The 20,292-nt window shown below is 62.6% G+C and carries 6 protein-coding genes; all 6 read right to left on the bottom strand.

What is annotated here, in order from left to right; all coding sequences use genetic code 11:
- Window positions 1–80: 80 nt before the first annotated feature.
- Complete coding sequence (locus ABG82_RS11945) at window positions 81–1,019, bottom strand: methionyl-tRNA formyltransferase (RefSeq protein ID WP_043078551.1); 939 nt, start codon at window positions 1,017–1,019, stop codon at window positions 81–83.
- Window positions 1,020–1,144: 125 nt separating this feature from the next.
- The gene (locus ABG82_RS11940; protein WP_043078550.1) at window positions 1,145–1,945 is read right to left on the bottom strand and encodes a class I SAM-dependent methyltransferase; all 801 of its coding nucleotides are present in this window, start codon (window positions 1,943–1,945) and stop codon (window positions 1,145–1,147) included.
- 57 nt (window positions 1,946–2,002) lie between these two features.
- On the bottom strand, window positions 2,003–7,951 hold the full coding sequence (locus ABG82_RS11935; RefSeq protein ID WP_043078549.1) for an SDR family NAD(P)-dependent oxidoreductase: 5,949 nt from the start codon (window positions 7,949–7,951) through the stop codon (window positions 2,003–2,005).
- Window positions 7,948–12,996 carry a type I polyketide synthase gene (locus tag ABG82_RS11930; RefSeq protein WP_052511043.1) on the bottom strand — a complete coding sequence of 1,683 codons (5,049 nt, stop codon included), beginning with the start codon at window positions 12,994–12,996 and terminating at the stop codon, window positions 7,948–7,950. Before ABG82_RS11930 ends, ABG82_RS11935 begins: the two co-directional genes overlap by 4 nt.
- Window positions 12,993–16,805 carry a type I polyketide synthase gene (locus ABG82_RS11925; protein ID WP_043078548.1) on the bottom strand — a complete coding sequence of 1,271 codons (3,813 nt, stop codon included), beginning with the start codon at window positions 16,803–16,805 and terminating at the stop codon, window positions 12,993–12,995. The genes ABG82_RS11930 and ABG82_RS11925 overlap by 4 nt, the downstream gene beginning before the upstream one ends.
- Window positions 16,806–16,813: 8 nt before the next feature.
- Entirely contained in the window at window positions 16,814–20,182 is a 3,369-nt protein-coding gene (locus ABG82_RS11920) for a non-ribosomal peptide synthetase (protein ID WP_078343485.1), read from the bottom strand.
- Between the last annotated feature and the right edge of the window lie 110 nt (window positions 20,183–20,292).

Raw genomic sequence — 20,292 nt, 5'->3', positions numbered from 1 at the left:
CGGCCTGGTCTGGAGCCAAGAGGCTCACCCCCAGGACTCGCGGCCCCTGACCTACGACATACCTGCTATGCCGGGCGAGATCAATTGCCGCTGTATAGGTATCCCCCGCGACGGAAGTATTCTTCGCCGCTGACTTCGCTCCCGTCAGCACACCGAATACGGGTAATCACCAATCCGCGGTTTTCGGCACGATAAGCGTCAGAACCGCACACCACCGCGCCGCCTTGTTCCTGCACGGTCACCCGCCCTGGCGTGCCGCCGTATCTAGCCTCGGACACGCGCGCCTCCAAAACCTCTATCCGTTCGGTGTTGTAGTAGGTGAACGCCCGGGGGTACGGGTCAGAGAGCGCACGAACAAACCGTTCCAGGACCTCCGCCGGCCTCGCCCAATCGAGCGCGCTGTCCCGCTCCGAACGCTTGTGACAGAACGTCCGCTCGGACTTGTTCTGCGGCCGCCAAACGGCCGAGCCGGACTCCAGTGCGCTCAGTGCTTCTGCCAGCACGTCCGGAATCAGTTCCATCCCGCGCAATACCAACTCGGTGCCGGTATCCGTGGGGCCAATCGGCACCGAACGCTGTACCAGGATGTCGCCAGTATCGAGCCCACTGTCCATTCGATGCACGGTCAATCCGAACTCGGACTCACCACTGATCAAAGCCCATAGGACTGGGGAGAATCCGGTAAATCTCGGCAACAACGAGTCGTGAAAGTTCAGGGTGCCGTGCGGGGGTAAATCGTAGAGCTCAACCGGCATCCGGTTGTACCAGCTATTGACGACGATAACATCGGGTTCAACACTCTTGACTAAATCGATGGTCTCCTCATCGACCCTCTTGGTGCAATGCGCCGGGATGCCGTGGTCGCGCGCAAGTTGGTCGACCGGCGCTGACCAAATCGCCTTATAGGACTCGTCACTCGTGGGGTGGGTGACCGCAAGCACAACCTCGTGCCCCAAATCGATCAATGCTTGCAAAGTCCGGTAACCCCAAGTCTGATACCCGAAAAACACTACGCGCATAACAATCCCTTCAACTCTTCACCACTCCCCAAAGCAGGGGTTGCGAATCATATTGATAGCCATGGTTTTTTCTGCTCTTATCTCGCCTATGGACCTCAGAACCTGGACAAGTAGGCGACCCTTATCTACGTTTTCAGATGCGCCACGGCCGGCAGCATGCCGCGCAGCGGGGGAACCCGAAGGAACAGCGGCTTCACCACATTCAGGATTCCGTGGACGGCACCGAAACTCTGCACCTCGACTTTGGAGATACCCGCGTGCCACCGATGAAGTAGCGGGGCGACGTCGCTCCACTTGATACCCCATGGGGCGGGCGGGAATTCATAGTTCTCGGTCGGCTTGTATCCGTTAACCATTTTTTGGGAAATGGCCGGCGAAATCGTGTCGAAGACGATTTCCACACCCGGAAATCGGTCGATGATAGCAACAAGCAACTGTCGCGCCTGCTCCTCCTGTAAGAACATGAGAAAGCTTTGCGCTGTGACAAGAACGGGGCCTGGTTCGACCTGGTCAAACCACGACACGTCGCAAGCATCGGCAGCAATGTAACGGCATCTTTCGTTGGGAGCCAGGAACTTTCCCCGCACTGCAATCACTTCGTGGAGATCCACACATACCCATGAAACTGTGCCGTTGTCGAGACGATGGAACTGAGTTTCCAGACCGGCACCCAGTTCTACGATGGTGCCGCTGGGGTTCTCGGCGAGCCAGCTGCGTACCACGGTGTCGAAGATTCGAGATTTCTCGCCGTGCAAGCCGGTCTGATCTTTTCCGAACTTGCTTTCATAGGGGTAATCAATCGCCTCGAATAGCTCGACACACTGCGGGTCCTTCAAAACCCCGTCAGGCCGTTGCGCTTCATTCGCGCGCGTGTAGAGCGTCCACATCGCTGTCTCCGCCACACCACTCAGCTCGATCTGTGTCATCTCATCACTCCTCATGTCAGTACAAAAAACAATCGGTACAAGTAAGAACTCAACCGCCTACTGTGTCCGGCGACGGCGGCGCGCTTCCCGACGAATCCGTGCACGGTCGATACCCACGCCGGGACCGGGGTCACTCACAACAGGATCGGGATCGGGACCGCCTGGATTGGAGGCGATCTCGCTACTGGACAGATACGCCGACAGACTCGATACCGTCGGATACCGGAATAGATCAACGAGGGCGATCTGACACTCGAATTCCTCCTGCACCAGCCTCTGCGCCAGCGCTAGCAGCACCGAGTTCCCACCGATATCGAAGAAGCTGTCGGTCACTCCGAAGTTGTCAGACCCGAGCACTCGTCGCCAGATCTCCGACACGCGCCGCTCGGTGTCGTCGCGCGCCGCCATCCAGTTGCGGACGGTGCCCCCCGTCTCGACCCGAGTGGGCACGATGCGGTCGTACTTGTCGCGTACCGTAGTGTCCGCACACTCGGGTGCGGCCTGCGGCAAATCTGCCACCAGCACCTGGCCCGCCGGTGCCGCATGGCTCAATCGGGCACGAATCGCGTACTTGGTGTCGTCCAGACCCACCAATACGTGCGGCTCGTCGTAGGTAAGTGCAACAAGCAGCGAACTCAGCGCTTCGGCACGGCCGACGACGTGGTACCCCCTAGCCCTGGTGCCCTCCAGATGCTCTACCTGAGCTGACATCCCAATGCGGTCCCACATCGTCCACGCGACGCTATATGCCGCAACACCAGTGCGGCGCTGATAGCGGGCAAAGGCATCCAGATAGGCGTTCGCGGCCGAATAACCGCCGACGGTGGAGCCGCCGAAGAACCCATTGACCGATGAGAAGGACACAAATCGAATACCCTGGCGCCGCAAGGCAATATCATGTAGAGCGCGAACTCCGACAATCTTCGCTCTCGCGACTTCCGAGAGTTCGGCATCAGTCGTGGTGGCCAACGATTGTTCGCCATAGGCGCCAGCTAGATGCCAAATGCAAGCCAGCTCCGTACCCCACTCATCCTCCGTACCCTTGACTGCATCCCACACCTGGTCGGTATCGCACACATCAGCGACCCTGAGTCGAATCGCCTCACCCCCAGCGATATCGGACAACCGCCGGTAGGCCGCCGACTGTCGCTCATTCGGGTCCCGATGCCCCACCAGCAGGACCCTGCCATCGAACCGCTCTATCAACATCCGGGCCAGCTCGTAGGCCAGCCCGCCCAGGCCCCCACTGATCAGATGCAGAGCACCAGCAGGAATCTCGGCAGAGGCCGTGGCGTCATCGGGCAGCCGTTCCAGCCCTTTTACCCAGCGCACGCCGTCCCGATATGCGACCTCAATGTCATTGTTGGAGTTGCCCAGTTCGCTCACCACGTGATCAGCTCCGACAGCTGGATCTGAGCGGCCCAGGTCGACAAGGCGGACCCGTAGTCCCGCCGTCTCGGCCACTGCACTACGCAGCAGCACCGGAATCGGGGCGAGCTCGGGATCGGCCTCGTCCGCATCCGTAACCTGATCGATCCCAGCCCCGATGACATAAAGCGCCGGAGGCGGCCCGTCGAAACGTCCATTGGTGACGCTCCGAACTATGCGCGCCACATCAAGAACGCTGTTGGACAAAGGATCTTGATTATCTTGTGTCTTCGCACTGTCTGTCTGCGATGCGATGAGGTAGACGACGGTGTGGATCGGCGGTGCTTGCGTCGACGAACCGAAGCTCTCGGCAATATCCGCTACGCTAGCGCGCACCGCGTGTACACCTTGTGCGGCCAACCGATCCGCCAACGGGGCACCAAGGTTCCCCGAATCACCCAGCAGCAGCACCGCGCCCTCGACAGGAACGATGGGCCGAAAGAGATCGCGCCGGTGCCATACCGGCCGAAAGAACCAGTTCGGAATGGTGCCCACGGAAGTGCTGGACGTGCGCACCCTGCGCACAACGTCGGCGAACTCACCCTCAGCGAACCGTTGCCGCAGCAGGCTCCGCTGAATCTTGCCGATATCCGTTTTCGGAATGCTCTCCGGCGGAACAGGAATGAGTAGATCAGGGTTCGGCCCGACCGCCAGCACACGGGCTCGGACATCGGCGAGAACGTCTTGTTCCGCTGTTCCGGCCGCAGGACTGAACACGATGGCCAGCGCGTCCGTATCGCTGCCCGGCGGCCGCACCGCGATCGCCGCCGCGTAGCTGCCCATCACCATCGATGATTCCTCCACCGCGGACTCGATCGCATGGCAGGAGTAGTTCACGCCGTTGACGATGATGATGTCCTTGGCCCGGCCGGTAAGCGTCAGCGCACCAGCCCGAATCCGGCCAAGATCGCCTGTGTCGAACCAGCCGTCGGCGGTGAACGCCTCCGCGGTACGTTCTGGGTCAGCGTAGTATCCGCGTGTCACCGTTGGCCCGCTGATCTGCACCCGCCCGACCTTCCCTACGGGAACAGGCACGTCATCCATACCGACGACCCGTAATCGCGTGCCCGGAATCGGTTCACCAAGATCGGTGAATTCGTCGGCATCGGTGGTCGTTTCCACAGAAAACTTCTGGGAGAAAACCACACCCGACGAGGTCTCCGACATCCCCCACGACGGCCGCATGGCATTGCGCGGTAGGCCGAAGCCTTCCATCATGCGCAGGAATCGTCGTGCGATACGCGGCACGATCGCCTCACCACCATTGAGAATGAAGCGCAATCGGGTCAGATCAAACCGGTTGGCATCGGGGGTCTCGGCAAGTCTCTCGGCGATCAGGCCGAACGCAAAATTAGGCGCCCAGGTGTTGGTCACGCGGTAGCGGTCGACGATGGACAGCCAGCGCAGCGGATCCGCCAGCACCCATGAGGTGGCTGCGTGTACCTGCTGACAACACACGTACACGTCCTGAAGGTGGGACATGACGATGCCGCCGACATGCTCGAGTGGCATCCAGTTGAACGAGATATCCGCCGGGGCGAACGCATTCGTCTGCACGGTCGCCGCTGACCGGCTCAGGATATTGCGATGTGTGAGCTGTACGCCCTTCGGCTGCCCTGTACTACCGGAGGTCAGCAACAGTAATGCGACCGCGTCCGGATCGGGCTCATGGTGCTCGGTATCTGGGTTGCCCGCCAAAAGGTCGCTGATCAGGGCCACCCGCGCCGCCAGGTGCATCTGAAGCTGCCCGGCCTCGCCGATGATCAATGGCTGGTTGAGCGCACCCCAGGCCGTTGCCAACTTCTCGGCGCCGCCGACCGCGTTCGAAGCCACCGGCACCGGCACGATACCGCCGAGGAAACATCCCCAAATCCCCGCCATGAACTCGTCGTTGCGGGACAGGTGAACAATCACCAGATCTCCCGGAGCAAGTCCCGCTGCGCGTAGTCCGCCGAGCACACGTCGCGCGGCATCGAGTAGCGCCGCATACGTCAGCGTGCGCTCGGCACCCGATTCGTCAAGAAAGACCAGCTCTGTCGTGGCCGCATCATGTGCCGCACGATCCAGCGCATCGGGCAGCGACGCCACCACCGGAACAACCGGTGGCCCGCCATCGAGCACCGAGAGCTCGTCGACATCGTGTTGCGCCGCAGGCGCTCCCGAAGCCTGCTTGGACGGTGCTGTCGGATCGCCGATAAGAATGCGCGGCGTCTCAGCGATATCGGGCACGGCCTGTATGCGGGTGCCATCGGGTAACTGCGTCGACCATTGTGCGATCAGCTCTTCGTCAATGACCGGCAGCCGGTACAGCGCCGCGGTGTCGAGCACTCCGGTCGTGGTCACCGGCAGTGCGGGAACAGGAACGAATGCACGCGGTACCAACGACTGCGGTAGCACCATGCGCGCGAATTCTGACAACCGTTTCGCCGAAATCGGTGCAGAAGTCGCTACATAGGCCACCAATTCGGTGGTGCCCGAGATGGTTCGGCGTGACAGTACCGCACAGTCGTCGATCAGTTCGTGCTGCATCAGCACGGCGTCGACGGTTGCCAGGTCCGCCCAGCGGTGACCGTCCCAAGCGCGTCCACGAGAAGAATGCGCGATCTGCACCGAAGTGTCCCTGCGCATGCGTGCCGCAATCCCCGTAGGGAGCACAGCCTCACCCGGTCGACCGACGCATAGCTCCCCCAATACTCCGGGGGGTGCCAGTCGGCGATCGGCGGTCAGCACTACCTGCGGAACAGGTTCTGGATCAACCAGATTGGCAAGGCCGGAATGCAGCAAGGTGACGATAATGCCGGCGAGATAGTTGTCGAGAAGTCCTATCGACGCGTCGGTGTTCAATGGACCGGGCGCATCGCCCGCTCGCGGTTCGGCCACGACGGCATCGTTCATGACAACTGCGGGTGCCAGCTCGCGCAACGAGCGCTCCCGGTACGGGGCGGGTAGCGATGGGGGTAACCACACGACACGGCGTGCGCCTACGGATACCGCCGCTACCGTCGCGGCAACGAGGTCTGGTCCGGGCTCGAGCACGAGAACCACCGTCTCGCCATGCGCACCGAGCATTTCTACGGCCAATTGTGCTGCATACGTGCGTAATTCGGCGTGGGTGAGCGACATACCGTTATCGATAACCGCCACGGAGCTCTCGGCGTGCCGGAGCATCGGCGCCAGGCTCTGAGCCAGATAGGCCTCGTGCGCACCGAGCGGCAGGCGGTCGATCGGCAAGTGTGGCGACGCGATCGCCGCGCGTAACAGCGTGGTGTAGTCGTCACGCATTTGCTCCATCGTCGCCGCATCGAATAGTTCGGTGCTGTAGACGAACTGCACCCCGATGCGCTCCCCGAGAGGCCAGAAATGCAGTTCCACATCGGCGCGAGTGGTACCTGTCGGCACCCCGACGAAGGATACGGCTGTGCCGGCGAAATCAAGGTCGGTCGGCGGCGGGCTCTGCATCGCGAACAGCACGGCGACCATAGGATTGCGTCCGGGAAGCCTTGCAGGAGCGACCTCGTCGATGATCTGCTCGAGCGGTAGCTCCTGGTGTTCGTACGCGCCCAGGGTTACCTCGCGTACGTGGTTCACCAATTCTGCGAATCCGGCGGAGGGTTTGATCTTGGCACGCAACGGAATTGTGTTCACGAAGAGCCCGATCAGCGCCGAGACGCGGTGGTCTTCCCGATTCGCCATCGGGGCGCCGACCACCTGGTCATCTGAGCCGCTATAGCGGTACAACAGTGTGTAGAACGCCGCGAGCAGCGTCGCAAAGACGGTCGCGTCCATGTCGCGCCCGAACGCGGCCATTGCTGCCGTGTCCGAGGCCGACAAGGTGAAGTCCAGGGTGGCACCGTGGAAAACGTTGTCCGATGGCCTGTTTCGATCGAAGGGAAGCGCAGGAGAGCTCAGTTCGCCCGCCAACTGCGACCGCCAGTACGCGAGATGCCGCTCGCGTACGGGCCCGGACATGACGTCGTGCTCTTGTTCGGCCAGGTCGCCAATCTGAAGTTCCAGTGGCGGCAGTGCCGCAGGCACACTTGTCACTTCGGCCACGTACAGCTGGCGAAGCTCTTCGCATAGCACACCGATGGACCACCCGTCGACAATGATGTGATGCATCGTCAACACCAAGAGGAACTCCCCGTCCCGCAGGTCGAGTAGATGTGCCCGCATCAACGGACCGGCGCTCAGGTCGAAAGGCGCACACACGAGGTCGAGAACCGCCGCGCGCACCTCGGGACGCTGTATCGGCGACACAGACTGCGCACTGGAATGCTCGATTTCCTTGATCGCCAGCGTAATAGCCGTGTCAGCGGCCACCGCCTGCATTACTTCGCCATCCACCTCGACAAACGTTGTGCGCAGGATTTCATGCCGGGCCACCATTTCTGCCAGCGCGCGTCGCAGCGCGTCCGGGCGCGCGGCGCCGCGGAAATGCAGAACAATCGGCACGTTGTAGTAGTGACTGTCCGGGTCGAGTCGACTCAGGAACCACATTCGCCGCTGGGCGAAGGATGCCCGGAATAGGATGATCTCCTCTCCCGGTGTGGACGCGGAAAGGTAGTCGATAGTGGTCAATCTCGCACTCCCTCAAGCAGGATGACTCCGTCTGCGGTACGCAGCGCGGCACGCCCGCGACGCGCGGGCGGCGCAGGTTTCGAGGACGTCTCAGACTCACCCGACGGTGTTGTCATGACTGCGGCAACATCCGCCACGGTGACCGATTCAAGCAATTTACGCATGCTCATTTCGATCCCTAGCGCATTGCGCTGCTCGGCAGCGATCTGCATGGCCAATAGCGACTCGCCCCCCAGCTCGAGAAAACGATCATGGACACCGATCCGGTCGTACCCGAAGAAGCGCTGCCAGATCGCCGCGATACTTTCCTCCAGTTTCGACCGTGGCGCGCAGTACTCGGTCGACAGCGCCGGGCGGTGATTGAACGAGACGTTCGCCGATGAGGCAGCAGGCGTATCCGGCACCGGGGCCGGCTCCTGCTCAGTACGTGTCGCTACGGTAGTCGAACCACCCAGCACCACCGTGGGTACCGGGGGCGCTCCGAGCACCTCACCGAATCGGTTTGGGGGAACGCTGATCTCGTCGTACGCCGAGATATCGACAAACGTCCAATCTCCGAAACCGGCACGATGCCGAACAGTGAGTGTGCCGCGTGCATACCCTTCGACCAGCGCCACGTCTAGGGAGTGCTCGTCTGGCCTCGTGAGCAGGATGCGTTGCTCCGACTGTTCGGACGCCGCGATCTCCTGCAGCATGGCGATAGCGCGATCGAAGTCCGGATCCAGGGTAAGCACCGGCTCGGGACGCTCCGCAACGATCAACGCATGGTCACCCGCCGGACCGGAATCGTAGACGCGCGCGTCGATGAATCCATTCGCGTCGAGCAGCCCTGCCCACTGCTCGGGCGCCACCAACGGTGAATCCGTTCGCACGTCGTCGTCGAAATCTAGCCATCCGGTCAACAGCGGGTCGATCAGCGAGTCGCAACGCTCCTCAGTCTTGGCTTCCAGCAAGAACATCAGGCCGCCGGGAGCGGTGAACGCCGCGGTGTTGCGGATAGCGGTCGGCAGATCCGGTGCCACATGCAGCACGTTGAACGCCAGGACAACGTCGAACCCAGCAAGCGGCAGACTCTGCCCGGCGGGATCGTCGACGATATCGAGAGAGGCGAATCGGACGAAATCGAGACCCTCCGCTTCGGCTTGCCGCTGGGCGGCCACCACAAATGAGCGTCCGATATCGGTGACGTGGTACTCGACCGAGCCGGCCGGCAGACCACGCAGCGCGTCGACCACCGGCCACGTCAGGTAGCCACGGCCCGCACCGATTTCGAGGATTCGCAGTGGCCGCCCTGGGGTGGCATTGACGGCCAGCCCGGCGAGTGTCGCACCGATCAGATCGCGGTACGTTGCGAAATCGCTATGCGCAATGCGTTGTTCGGTGAGGCTCCGATACAGACTGTCGTCTCCGTTCGGCGTGACCACCTCATTGCCAGCGATCTGCCCGCGCAGCACCTGGTCGTAGCCGCGCATGCATTGGTCCAGGAGCTGGGCCCATGTCGCCAGCTCGGGATTATCGGCGCACCAGCGCCCGAGTTCGGGAACGTCTGCCGGCGCTTCCTCGCGGACTCGGAACCGACCATTGTGGCCGGCGACGATTCCGTCCTCGATCAAGATGCGCACGAATGCGTCCACGATCTTGTGATAGTCCGGCACCACTCCCGTCCTGGCGATCAAATCATCACGTGTGAACTCGGTTCCTGGAGTGAGGGCTATGCCGGCGCTTCGTAAGTGCGCGCATACGTACCGGGTGCACAAGTCATCCACTGCATTCGATGTCCGTGTCGAGCCCTGGACGGCCACAACGTCAATTGGCTCACCGCGCAACCATGTGCCGGCATTCGACCACACTGCTTCGGCACCCTCGAGCGGCTCACTGTCCAGGATCCACCGTCGCCCGTTGCGATAAGCGACCGTTCGATTCGTGGTCGGCACGGAGAGCTCCGCGACCAGCGCCCGAACATCGGCCCGGTCCAGGTCCAGCACATCCACGGTGCGCGTTTCGGTGTTGCGGCGCAGCCACTGCGCGGCTCCGAACGCAAGCCACTGGTTCACATCAAGGTCTTCGACCCCGGTGACATCGAACGCGTTGCAGATACACACATGAACCGACACGTCTGAAGCGGCGGCATCCACAATATGTGCCAGTTGCGCATACCGAGCACGGTCTGGGGCCATTCCGTGGGCATCGGCAAGGAATACGACGTGCTCGTATTCGCCCGCAGGAGGTGGCAGCCCCGGTCCCAGCAGATCGACTGCGGCGCCGGTTGTTTCGGCGAGTTCCGCAGCGAGCTGCCGCGCGGTCGGTCCTTCGTCAAACAGGACCAGCCATCGAACCGCAGGAAACTCGGCGGCGGGAATCACCGGTGTGCTGCTGCGCCACACCGGAACAGTCGTATCCGGACGGGCGGTTGGCTGTGCGCCGTCGGACGGTGCGATCCAGTACCGCTGCCGCTCGAACGGATAGCCCGGCAACTCGACGCGTGCCGGACGCCGATCACCCGACAACAAGCTCCAGTCGATATCAACGCCGCACTCCCACGCCTTCCCCACCGCGGCAAGTAGCGCGCGCCGGTCGCTGCGCCGGTCGTCTCGGTGCCTCATTGTGGCGAAAGCGAACGAGGCGCCACCTTCCGGCTGGGCAAGCCGGGTCAAGGTCTGACCGGGGCCAACCTCCAGGAGTACGGCACCCGGAAGGCCTGCCAACGCACCGAATCCAGCCGCCAGTTGCACCGGCTCGCGGCTGTGTCTGATCCAGTAACCCGGGTCGGTTGCCTCCTCCGGGCGGATCCAAGCGCCGGTGACATTCGACAGGTACGGCACTCGCGGTGAACGCAGCGTAACGCCGGCCAAGATATCGGCGAATTCGCCGAGCACGGGATCCAACTCGGGCGAATGTACGGCCATCGATACCCGCACTCGCTGGAATTGCACGCCACGCAGTTCCAATTCCTTTTCCAGCAGCGCGATCTCGGCGGTGGGTCCGGATACCGTACACGAGGACGCGTCGGTGATTCCGGAAACAACCAGCCGACCACTCAACAGCGGCGTGACATCGGCCGCAGACAGCAGAATGCTAGTCGTGGCGCCGCCCATACGGGCGAACAATCGTCCGCGCGCGGAGACCAACGGCAGCACTTGGTCAATATCAATGACGCCGGCCAGGCACGCCGCGGCGTACTCACCGAGGCTGTGGCCGAGCATCGCGCTCGGAGTCAGCCCCCAAGCCGCGAGCTGGGTGGCGAGGGCGTACTCGGTGGCCACCACGGCCGGGAAAACGACATCAAGTCGCTGCTCGTCCAGCCCACCGTCCCCATACAGGTGGCTACGTAGGTCGATATCGCAGTGCTGCGACAGGATCTGGGCGCACTGATCGATCGACGACCGAAAGACCACCTCGGTTTCGTAAAGTCCGCGGCCCATCCCGACGTACTGCGCCCCACCACCCGGCAACAGCAGAACCAGCGGAACCGCGCCATCATTCGCGCGAGTCGCCTGGACAGGAGCGGTCAGCAGCGATGCCGCCTGCTTCGCCGACCCACACACCACCGAACGTCGATAGGATAATTTTCGACGGCCGAATTGGAGGGTATCGGCAACATCAGCTGGATTGATTTCACTATTACTGCGCAGATAATCTGCCAATTGCGTGGACTGTTCGGCTAGCGCCGTCGGCGTGGCAGCCGACAAAACCAGCAAGGACTCGGAGCTGCCCCCGGTTCCTGGGGACTCAACCTCGGCATGGACAGGGGCCTGCTCAAGCACCACATGCACGTTGGTGCCGCCGATCCCGAAGGCGCTCACACCGGCGCGCCGCGGTCCATCTCCCTCGGGCCAGTCCATGGTGTCTGCGGCCACGCGAAACGGACTGCCGGCAAGGTCCAGCAGTGGATTCTCGACGCTGTAGTGCAGATTCGCGGGTATCACACCATGCTCGATGGACAACGCCGCCTTGATGAGTCCCGCTACCCCCGCTGCGGTATCTGTATGGCCGATATTTGTCTTGGCCGAGCCAAGCATGCAGTAGCCGGTCCGGTCGGTGGATTCCCGGAATGCCTTGGTCAGTGCTGCCACCTCGATGGGATCACCCACCGGCGTGCCCGTCCCATGTGCCTCGACCATGCCAATCGAGCTCGCCTCGACGCCGGCAACCGCGTGCGCCGCCATGATGACCTCGCTCTGGGCGGTGACACTGGGCGCGGTGAATCCGGTCTTGTGGCGTCCGTCGTTGTTGACCGCACTTCCTTTGATGACGGCCCGGATTCGGTCGCCATCGGCCAGTGCATCGGACAGCCGCTTGAGCAGAACAACTCCCACGCCGTCGCCGGGGAACATGCCGGCTGCGCCGGCATCGAAGGCCCGGCAGCGGCCGTCGGGAGAGAGCGGCCCATTCGGCGTGTACCGATATCCTTTGCCGGGGTGTGGATTCAGGCTCACTCCGCCGGCCAAAGCCAGGTCACATCGATAGTCCAGCAGTTCCTGGCATGCCAGGTGAACCGCGACCAGTGACGTCGAGCACGCCGTGCTGACCGCAATACTCGGGCCGGTCAGATTGAGATGGTAGGAGACGCGGCCCGGAAGCGACCCCGGCGAATTGGCGAATCCCGCAGGCAATGCGTCCGCCGAGGAAGGGCTGACCCCCAGATGAGGGAGCACGTTCGCGATGAGGTAGCTCGATTGCCCGGAACCCGCGTAGACGCCGACCAGTCCCTCGTAGCGGTCTGGGTCGCAGCCGGCCTGCTCGAACACGTGGTACGCGCACTCGAGGAAGAGCCGATGCTGCGGATCAATCATCGCGGCCTCGGCGGGCGGGTAGCCGAAGAACTTGGCGTCGAACAGTTCGACTCCCTCGATGACGGCCTCGCGGTAAACCCATCCGGGCACGGCCTCCAGGCCATCCAAAGATCTTGCGCCTTCTCGCTTTTCCGAAAGCAGAGACCAATACTCGCCGACGTTCTGGGCACCGGGGAAGCGGCACTGCATCCCCACTATGGCAATGTCGGCAAACTCCGTCTCGGCGGTGGGTGCACTCATATCCACTGTCACTTAAGTTGTTCTCCCGCATTGTTGTTGCTGTCACGGCGCCGCTCTACCAGATCGACAAGGTCGGCGAGAGTCGCGCCCTGATCCCAGAGTTCGGCCACCGACACCTTGATGTGGCAGCGCTCCCCTATCGCCGTCACGATGCGGGCAGCGATCAGGGAATCGCCCCCCAGGTCGAAGAAGTTGTCATCTGGTTCAACACTCGGCACCCCGAGGGCATCGCACCAGATCTGTTTCACCACAGCGGAATCCGGCATATCGTCCTGTGGAGCCGTCCCGGCCACGAGCGGTGCCGGCGCGGCGGGCACAATAGGCGCCTGCCTGGCAGGCTTGCCAGCGACCGGTCGCGGCGGAGTCATCCACAACCGCTCCCGTTCAAACGGATAGGTAGGCAGTGGTACCCGCTGGCGCGGTGCCCCGAAGTGCTGCCACGCCAGCTCGGCACCCGCGGCCCACAGGCGTCCGGCCGCTGCCGCGGCGACGGTCGCACTCTCACCGGTCCGATCACCGAGCATCGAAACAAATTCGGGCGTAGGCGTATTCGCTGCAACTATGCCGCGCAGGGTATGACCAGGACCGACCTCGACAAGCACCGCGTCCGGGTACTCGGCACACAGCGTGGCCAGGCCGCGTGCGAACTGCACCGGCTCGCGCAGCTGCCGCCCCCAGTACTCGGGGTCGGTGGCCTGCGCCCCGGTAATCCAGGCACCCGACACATTGGACATGAACGGAACCTGCGGCTGTTGCAATCGCATCTGAGCCACGGCGGCCGAGAATCGATCGATCGCCGGGTCCACGAGGGCGGAGTGGAAGCCACGATTCACCGGCAGGCGAGTACAGCGCACACCGACATTCGCAACCTCACCCACGAGTGCATCGATCCCGTCCACACTGCCGGCGACAACAATTTGCTCGGGGCCGTTGACGGCCGCCACTGACACTCCCGCCGGCAGCATCGCGGTGACGGCATCGAGCGATGCGCCGACCGCGGCCATGGCGCCGGTCTCGCACTGCTGGATCAAGTCCCCGCGCATCGCCGCCAGCTGGACCGCCTCCTCCAGCGTGAACACCCCGGCAACGCAGGCGGCGACCAACTCGCCGATGCTGTGGCCGAGCATTGCGACAGGTTGCACACCCCATTCACCGAGGAGTTGCGTGAGCGCGTACCCGACCGTGAACAGCGCAGGTTGGGTCAGGCGGGTCTGCATGAGCGCGGCATCCATAGCCTCATCGCCCCCCGTGCACAGCATCGTGCGCAGGTCCACTCCGATCAGCGGCTCGAAGCGAGTCGCACACTCATCGATGTGCTGGCGGTATACCGGTGACGTCGCGTACAACTGTGCGCCCATGCCACTGAACTGGCTCCCCTGCCCGGGGAAGAGAAAGACCACTGGCCGGGGTTTGTCCGCCGCGATGCCGGTGCGAACTGACGCGCGCCCCGTGCCTTCAAGGACCTGCTGGGCTTCCACCGTGTCCGCACACACCGCGGCGAACCGATGACTAAAAGCACGCCGCCCGAGGCGCAATGTGGCGGCAACCGCTGCCAGATCTTGTTCGGGATGCCGTGCCAAGTGAAGCGCAAGGTTCTTCCTTGCGGCCTCGAGCGCCGGTGCAGTTCGCGCGGAAAGCAGGAGCAGGTGCGGGCCGTCCTGACCGGAGGCAGGCAGCCGTGAAACCGGAGGCTCCTGCAGCACGGCATGGGCATTGGTGCCGCCCATGCTGTACGAACTAACTCCCGCGCGGCGCGGCCTCCCGTTGAGCGCATTCCAGCGCCGCAGGCGTGTACCCACATAGAAGGGGCTCTTCGAGAACTCGATCTGCGGGTTGGGCGCCGTGAAGTTGGCCGCAGGCGGGTACATCTGATGCCGAAACGCCAACAAGACTTTGATGAGGGCGAGGACGCCAGAAGCGGGGCCCGTGTGCCCGATATTCGGCTTCAGGGTGCCGATGCGGCAGGCCTCTGTTCGAGTATCACCCGCTTCGCGAAAAGCGTTGTGGAGAGCCGCGATCTCGATCGGATCACCCAGTGGAGTACCGGTGCCATGTGCCTCCACATAGTCAACGGTCTCGGCCGGCACCTCGGCTACCGCCAGGGCCTCCGTGATGACCTCGACCTGGCCGCTGATGCTCGGCGCCGCGAAACCGGCCTTGTTCCCGCCATCGTTGTTGACAGCGGTTCCTCTGATAATGCCCAGAATCGAATCACCGTCCGCGACAGCGCTTGACGCCCGTTTCAGCAGAACGATGCCGATGCCGTCGCCTACCAACGTGCCGTCGGCGGACGCATCAAACGCACGGCATCGACCGGACGTGGATATGGCTCCGCTTTCGGTAGCCACGTATCCGGCAGTCTGCGGAAAGGTGATGGAGGCGCCACCGGCCAACGCCATATCGGACTCGCCGGACAAAACGCTCTGCACCGCAAGATGAATGGCCACCAGTGAGGTAGAACAACCGGTGCCCAACGAGATGCTGGGGCCGCGTAAGTTCAGCTTGTAGGAAACCCGGGGCGCCAGAAAATCGTTCTCGGTCGCCAATGCCGTCTGAAGATATTCGGTACCGTTGAGATTCCCGTAGTCCGTCGACAGGACTGCTCTGTAGTACGTCGAGCCGGCACTTCCCCCGAACACGCCGACCGAACCGTCATACCGCTGTAGGTCATAGCCTGCTGATTCCACTGCCTCCCAGGCACATTCGAGAAAGAGCCGCTGCTGCGGATCAATCGAGCGGGCTTCGCTCGGGGCATATCCGAAAAACTTGGTGTCAAAGTCGGCCACATCGGTCAGGATCGGCCGAACCCTCACCAGCCGCGGATCGCGCAGCTCCTCCTGGGTAACCCCCGCCGACAGCAATTCCTCATCGGTGAAATGCGTGAGGGATTCCACTCCCGCGCAGAGATTAGCCCAGAACTCATCGAGACTCGTGGCACCGGGCACTCGCGCAGCGATGCCAATCACCGCTACGTCGTCGTCGCGAACCTCGTGGTCCGCGCTGGCATCTGACCCACCGTCTGCCACAGCCAGGCCGGTACCGCCATCGAGCTCTGCCCACCACTGCCGCACCGTCTCCAGAACCGCTTCTCGCTCGGCGGCAAGATAGAAGTGCCCGCCCGGGAAAGTCGCCGACCGATAGCCGCCCCGGGTCACATCCGCCCAAAGATCCATATCCGCAGGATCGATGGCCTCATCATCGCCCCACAGCGCGAGGATCGGCGCATCCACAGGAGGTTTTGGGTCGGTCCGATACTGCTCGACCAACTGAAAATCGGCCCGCAGACCGGAGACGACCAGATCACGCAGCGCCGCGACATCGAATGCGCTGGTTTCCCCCTTGGCGGCGCTCACCTCGCCCGTGGCCGAACGGCCATACGAGACAAACGCGTCATCGTCCATGTTTCGCAATCCACCACTGCGGATGAGGTGGGGCGCGGTGTACGAGGAGACACACAACCGGAGCTGCCGAAACCTGCCCACCGCCTCCAGCCGCCGCGCGACCTCAAAGGCCACCAACGCTCCCATGCTGTGGCCGAAGAGATACAGCGGCCGATCACCCAAGGTCAACAAGGCCTCGGCCACACCATCGGCAAGTGCGCCCAGACTCGGCGGCAGTTGTTCGGAAATGCGGTCTTCGCGACCCGGATATTGCACGACGTGTACCGAGAAGTCGGGATTGGTCAACCACGAGCGGTAGAACGTCGCTCCACCGCCAGCATGTGGGAACACCACCAACGCAGGATGCCCATCGGGGTCAAAAGCTCCGCCCCGCAACCATTTGCGCTGAAGTTGGTCCGCCGATGTCGAAGAGTGCTGCATGATTGGATCTACCGCCTTTGTCGTTGCTGTGATAGACGCTGGGCCCGGGCATCTCGCCCACGCTCGGCTCGGCTGCGCGCAGCGATGAGCCCGCCGCTGCCCGTTACTTCGGATTGGGTGTCCTGATCGCTGGCACGGTTCAGGAATGTCGCGAGCTCCGCGACTGTCGGATGTGCGTACAGATCGAGCAGCGATACAGAAAACCCAAACTGCTCAGAGAGTTTGGCCTGAACGCGAGTCAACAACAGCGAATGCCCACCCATGTCGAAGAAGTTGTCGTCAACGCCGATGCGGGGAACTTTGAGCACCGCCAGCCACAGGTCCACCAGCACCCGTTCCATGGCGTACCGCGGCTCAAGGTAAGGGACGGTCGCGGCGCTCGCTTCGACGGGAATCCGCTGTACCGCAGCGCGATCAATCTTTCCCGATGGCAACTCCGGCAGTGCGTCGAGGATGGTTCCGGCCGGCGGCACCAGATGCTCCGGCAATCGTTCACGCAACCAGTCACGTAGCTGCAGCCAGGTCAGCGCGGTGTCGTCGCAAGCACAGTAGCCAACCAATCGGTCGCCTTGTCCCATCACCACAGCACGGCGGACGGATGGATGCGCGGTGAGCGCATTCTCGATCTCTTCCGGCGCAATCCTGCGGCCCCGGATTTTCAACTGATTGTCCACTCGCCCAAGGAACTCGATGGTTCCGTCGGGGAGAAAACGTGCCTGATCCCCGGTTCGATAGATACGGGCACCTGGGGCGCCCGAAACTGGATCAGCGACGAACCGCTCAGCAGTGCGGACCGGATCTTCAACATATCCACGTGCCAGTTGCACGCCTCCGACGTATAGTTCGCCGGATACGCCCGGCGGTACAGGGTGCAGCGTCTTGTCCAGGATGAAGGCTTGGCAGTTGCCAATCGGGGTGCCGATGGTCACTCCATGTCTGCGCGAGCCGGACCGGAAGATCTCGTACGTGCATGCCACCGTCGCCTCAGTGGGTCCGTACCCGTGGTACATGGGAACGGCACAGACGGAAAGGTAGCGCTCGAGCAGCTCTGGGCTCAGCGCTTCGCCGCCGGTCCACACCGAAGCCAGGGAACGAGTCGCGTCACCGAACTCGGGCCGATCCAGCATTGTTTCCAGCAGCGATGGCACCAGATCGATGAACGTGACGCCGGTGCGCGCGATCAAATCGAGCAAGTACGCCGGGTCCGACTCTGCCCCCGGCTTCGGCAGGACCATCCTGCCACCGCAGACCAGCGGCAGAAGTATCTCGTTGATTCCCATATCGAAACCGAGTGACGACTTGTGCAGAGCGGCATCGTCGGCACCGAATCCCAGGACATCGGCTTGCCACAACAGTCGGTTACAGATTCCCGCATGCGACACCATCACCCCCTTCGGCGTGCCCGTGGAACCGGACGTGAAGACGACGTAGGCGAGATCGGCCATCTGAGAGGCGAACGAAGATGCGAGAACGGTGCTTGCGCTGGCGGGATCGTCGTCGAGATTCAGCACCGGTATCGCCAGGCTCGGCAGCCTTGTCGCCGGATCACCATGGGTGAGCACCAACGCAATCCGAGAATTTGCGCACACCTCCGCTATCCGGCTCGATGGCCATGCCGGCTCCAGCGGCACAAACGCGGCACCGGCCTTTGATACGGCAAGCAGAGCCACCGCGAGGTTGGTCGACCGCTCCATGTTGATTCCGACGAGACTGTCGCTACCGATGCCCATCGAGCGCAACAACGAGGCCAGTCGCCCGGCACTCTGGTCCAGCTCGCCGTAACTGAGCTGGGCGCCCTCGGTGACGACTGCGATGGCATCTGGATTCTGTTGCACATGCCGCTCAAACAGTTTGTGTAGTGGAGTATTGACGAGATGGCGGGCGTCGGCCGTGGCATTCCAGTCGCGAACGATGCGCTGTTGTTGCTGCTCGGTGAGCAACGGCAGATCACGCACGCGCTGCGCCGGATTCGACACTCCGTGGGCCAACGCCGACGCGAGATGCTCCAGCACTTGCTGTACGAATTCTGGCGCGTACTTTCCGGTGCGGAAGGTGGCCACCAGCGCCTCCCCATCGACCAGGTCGATGGCGAGCTCAAACATAGATGTTGGGTTGCGAAGTCTCAGATCAGTCGTCGTCACTCCGGCCAAGCTCAATTCGCTTGTGACCGAGCGAGTCGCCGCGAACATGACCTCGAACAGCGGCGAACGGCCGGTTGTTCGTTGCGGTGCGACCCTTTCGATGATCGCCTCAAAGGGGATGTCGCGATTCTCGTAGGCTTCGAAAAACGCCGACCGGGTGCGCGCCAGCAAGTCCAGGAAGGTCGACCCACCCTCCACGTGCAGTCGCATCGCCAGCGTGTTGGTGAAATTTCCCCAGACACCTTCGAGTTCAGAAACATCGCGGATCAGCGCCGGAATACCGATCACCACGTCTGTTGCTTCAGTGTACCGATGCAATACCGAGGCTAGCCCCGCCAACACAATCGTGAACGGCGTGGTCTCGTGCTCTCGCGCCAGATCGCGCAATCCCGCAATGGTGCTGTCCCGCAGCGCATACCGGCACCGCCCACTTGCGGTGCCGTCGACTTCTGAAGATTGGGGCATGGCAGGAAAACCAACAGCGGCAGGCAACGGGGTAAGTCGATCGACCCAGTACTGCAGTTGGCCGTCAAGATCACCACGCAGCAGTCGCTGTTGCTCCCACACCGCATAGTCCGCGTATTCAATATCCGGAGTCATTGGCGCAGCGCCACTCTGACCGGTTTCGAAAGCGTACTGAGCAGATAGATCCGCGAACAGCAGATCCCAGGTGACCTCGTCCGCTGCGACGTGATGCAGCACCAGAATCAGAAAATGGACATGCGATGACGCCCTCAGGAGCTCCACCCGCACCGGGGGCTCCGAAGCCAGATCGAAAGGCCGGTCGATGATTTCCCGCGCGATGGCCTGCACCGTACCCTCAAGTGCCGCCGACGATACGGCGTCAATGTCGACCACCGGAAACTCGATGTCTTCGGCCGGCGCGATCAGCTGCGTCAGCTCACCGTCCGAGCCATGACCGTATCGGGTGCGCAGAATGGCGTGCCGGAAGATCAATCGGACCACGCTCCTGCGCAATGCACCAAGATCCAGCGCGCCTTCAATCCGGAGGCCCACCGGCATGTTGTAAGCCCCATCATCAGGAAAAATGGCCTGCGCGAACCACATCCGCCGTTGTGTTGAAGACAAGGGAACCGCCGCCAGAGGCGATCGCGCCTGAATAGTCACATTCCGGGTGCCCGAGGCCGATTCCGTAAGCCCACGTTCGGTAAGCACTGCCCGCAGCATTCGCAAGCGCTCCGCAGCGGTCGCACTACCTGCTGGGGACGACGGCATTCTCATGTCTCCTTTGTCCACTAAAGCCGCATATTCACAGCGGTTTTCACCCTCGGATTCGCACAGCGCTGGACGCAGAGCCGAAAGTGCTTCGAGGCGAGTCGAATTCA

The organism is Mycobacteroides immunogenum, assembly GCF_001605725.1.
In the GTDB taxonomy this organism is placed as follows: Bacteria; Actinomycetota; Actinomycetes; order Mycobacteriales; family Mycobacteriaceae; genus Mycobacterium; species Mycobacterium immunogenum.
Note: the sequence above shows the minus strand (reverse complement) of the source record. Positions and strands in the feature narration are given on the sequence as shown.

What these genes read in the sequence shown, in the direction of transcription:
- ABG82_RS11920 (WP_078343485.1), bottom strand. Translation starts at nt 20,182, where the DNA reads ATGCCGTCGTCCCCAGCAGGTAGTGCGACCGCTGCGGAGCGCTTGCGA.
- ABG82_RS11925 (WP_043078548.1), bottom strand. Translation starts at nt 16,805, where the DNA reads ATGCAGCACTCTTCGACATCGGCGGACCAACTTCAGCGCAAATGGTTG.
- ABG82_RS11940 (WP_043078550.1), bottom strand. Translation starts at nt 1,945, where the DNA reads ATGACACAGATCGAGCTGAGTGGTGTGGCGGAGACAGCGATGTGGACG.
- ABG82_RS11945 (WP_043078551.1), bottom strand. Translation starts at nt 1,019, where the DNA reads ATGCGCGTAGTGTTTTTCGGGTATCAGACTTGGGGTTACCGGACTTTG.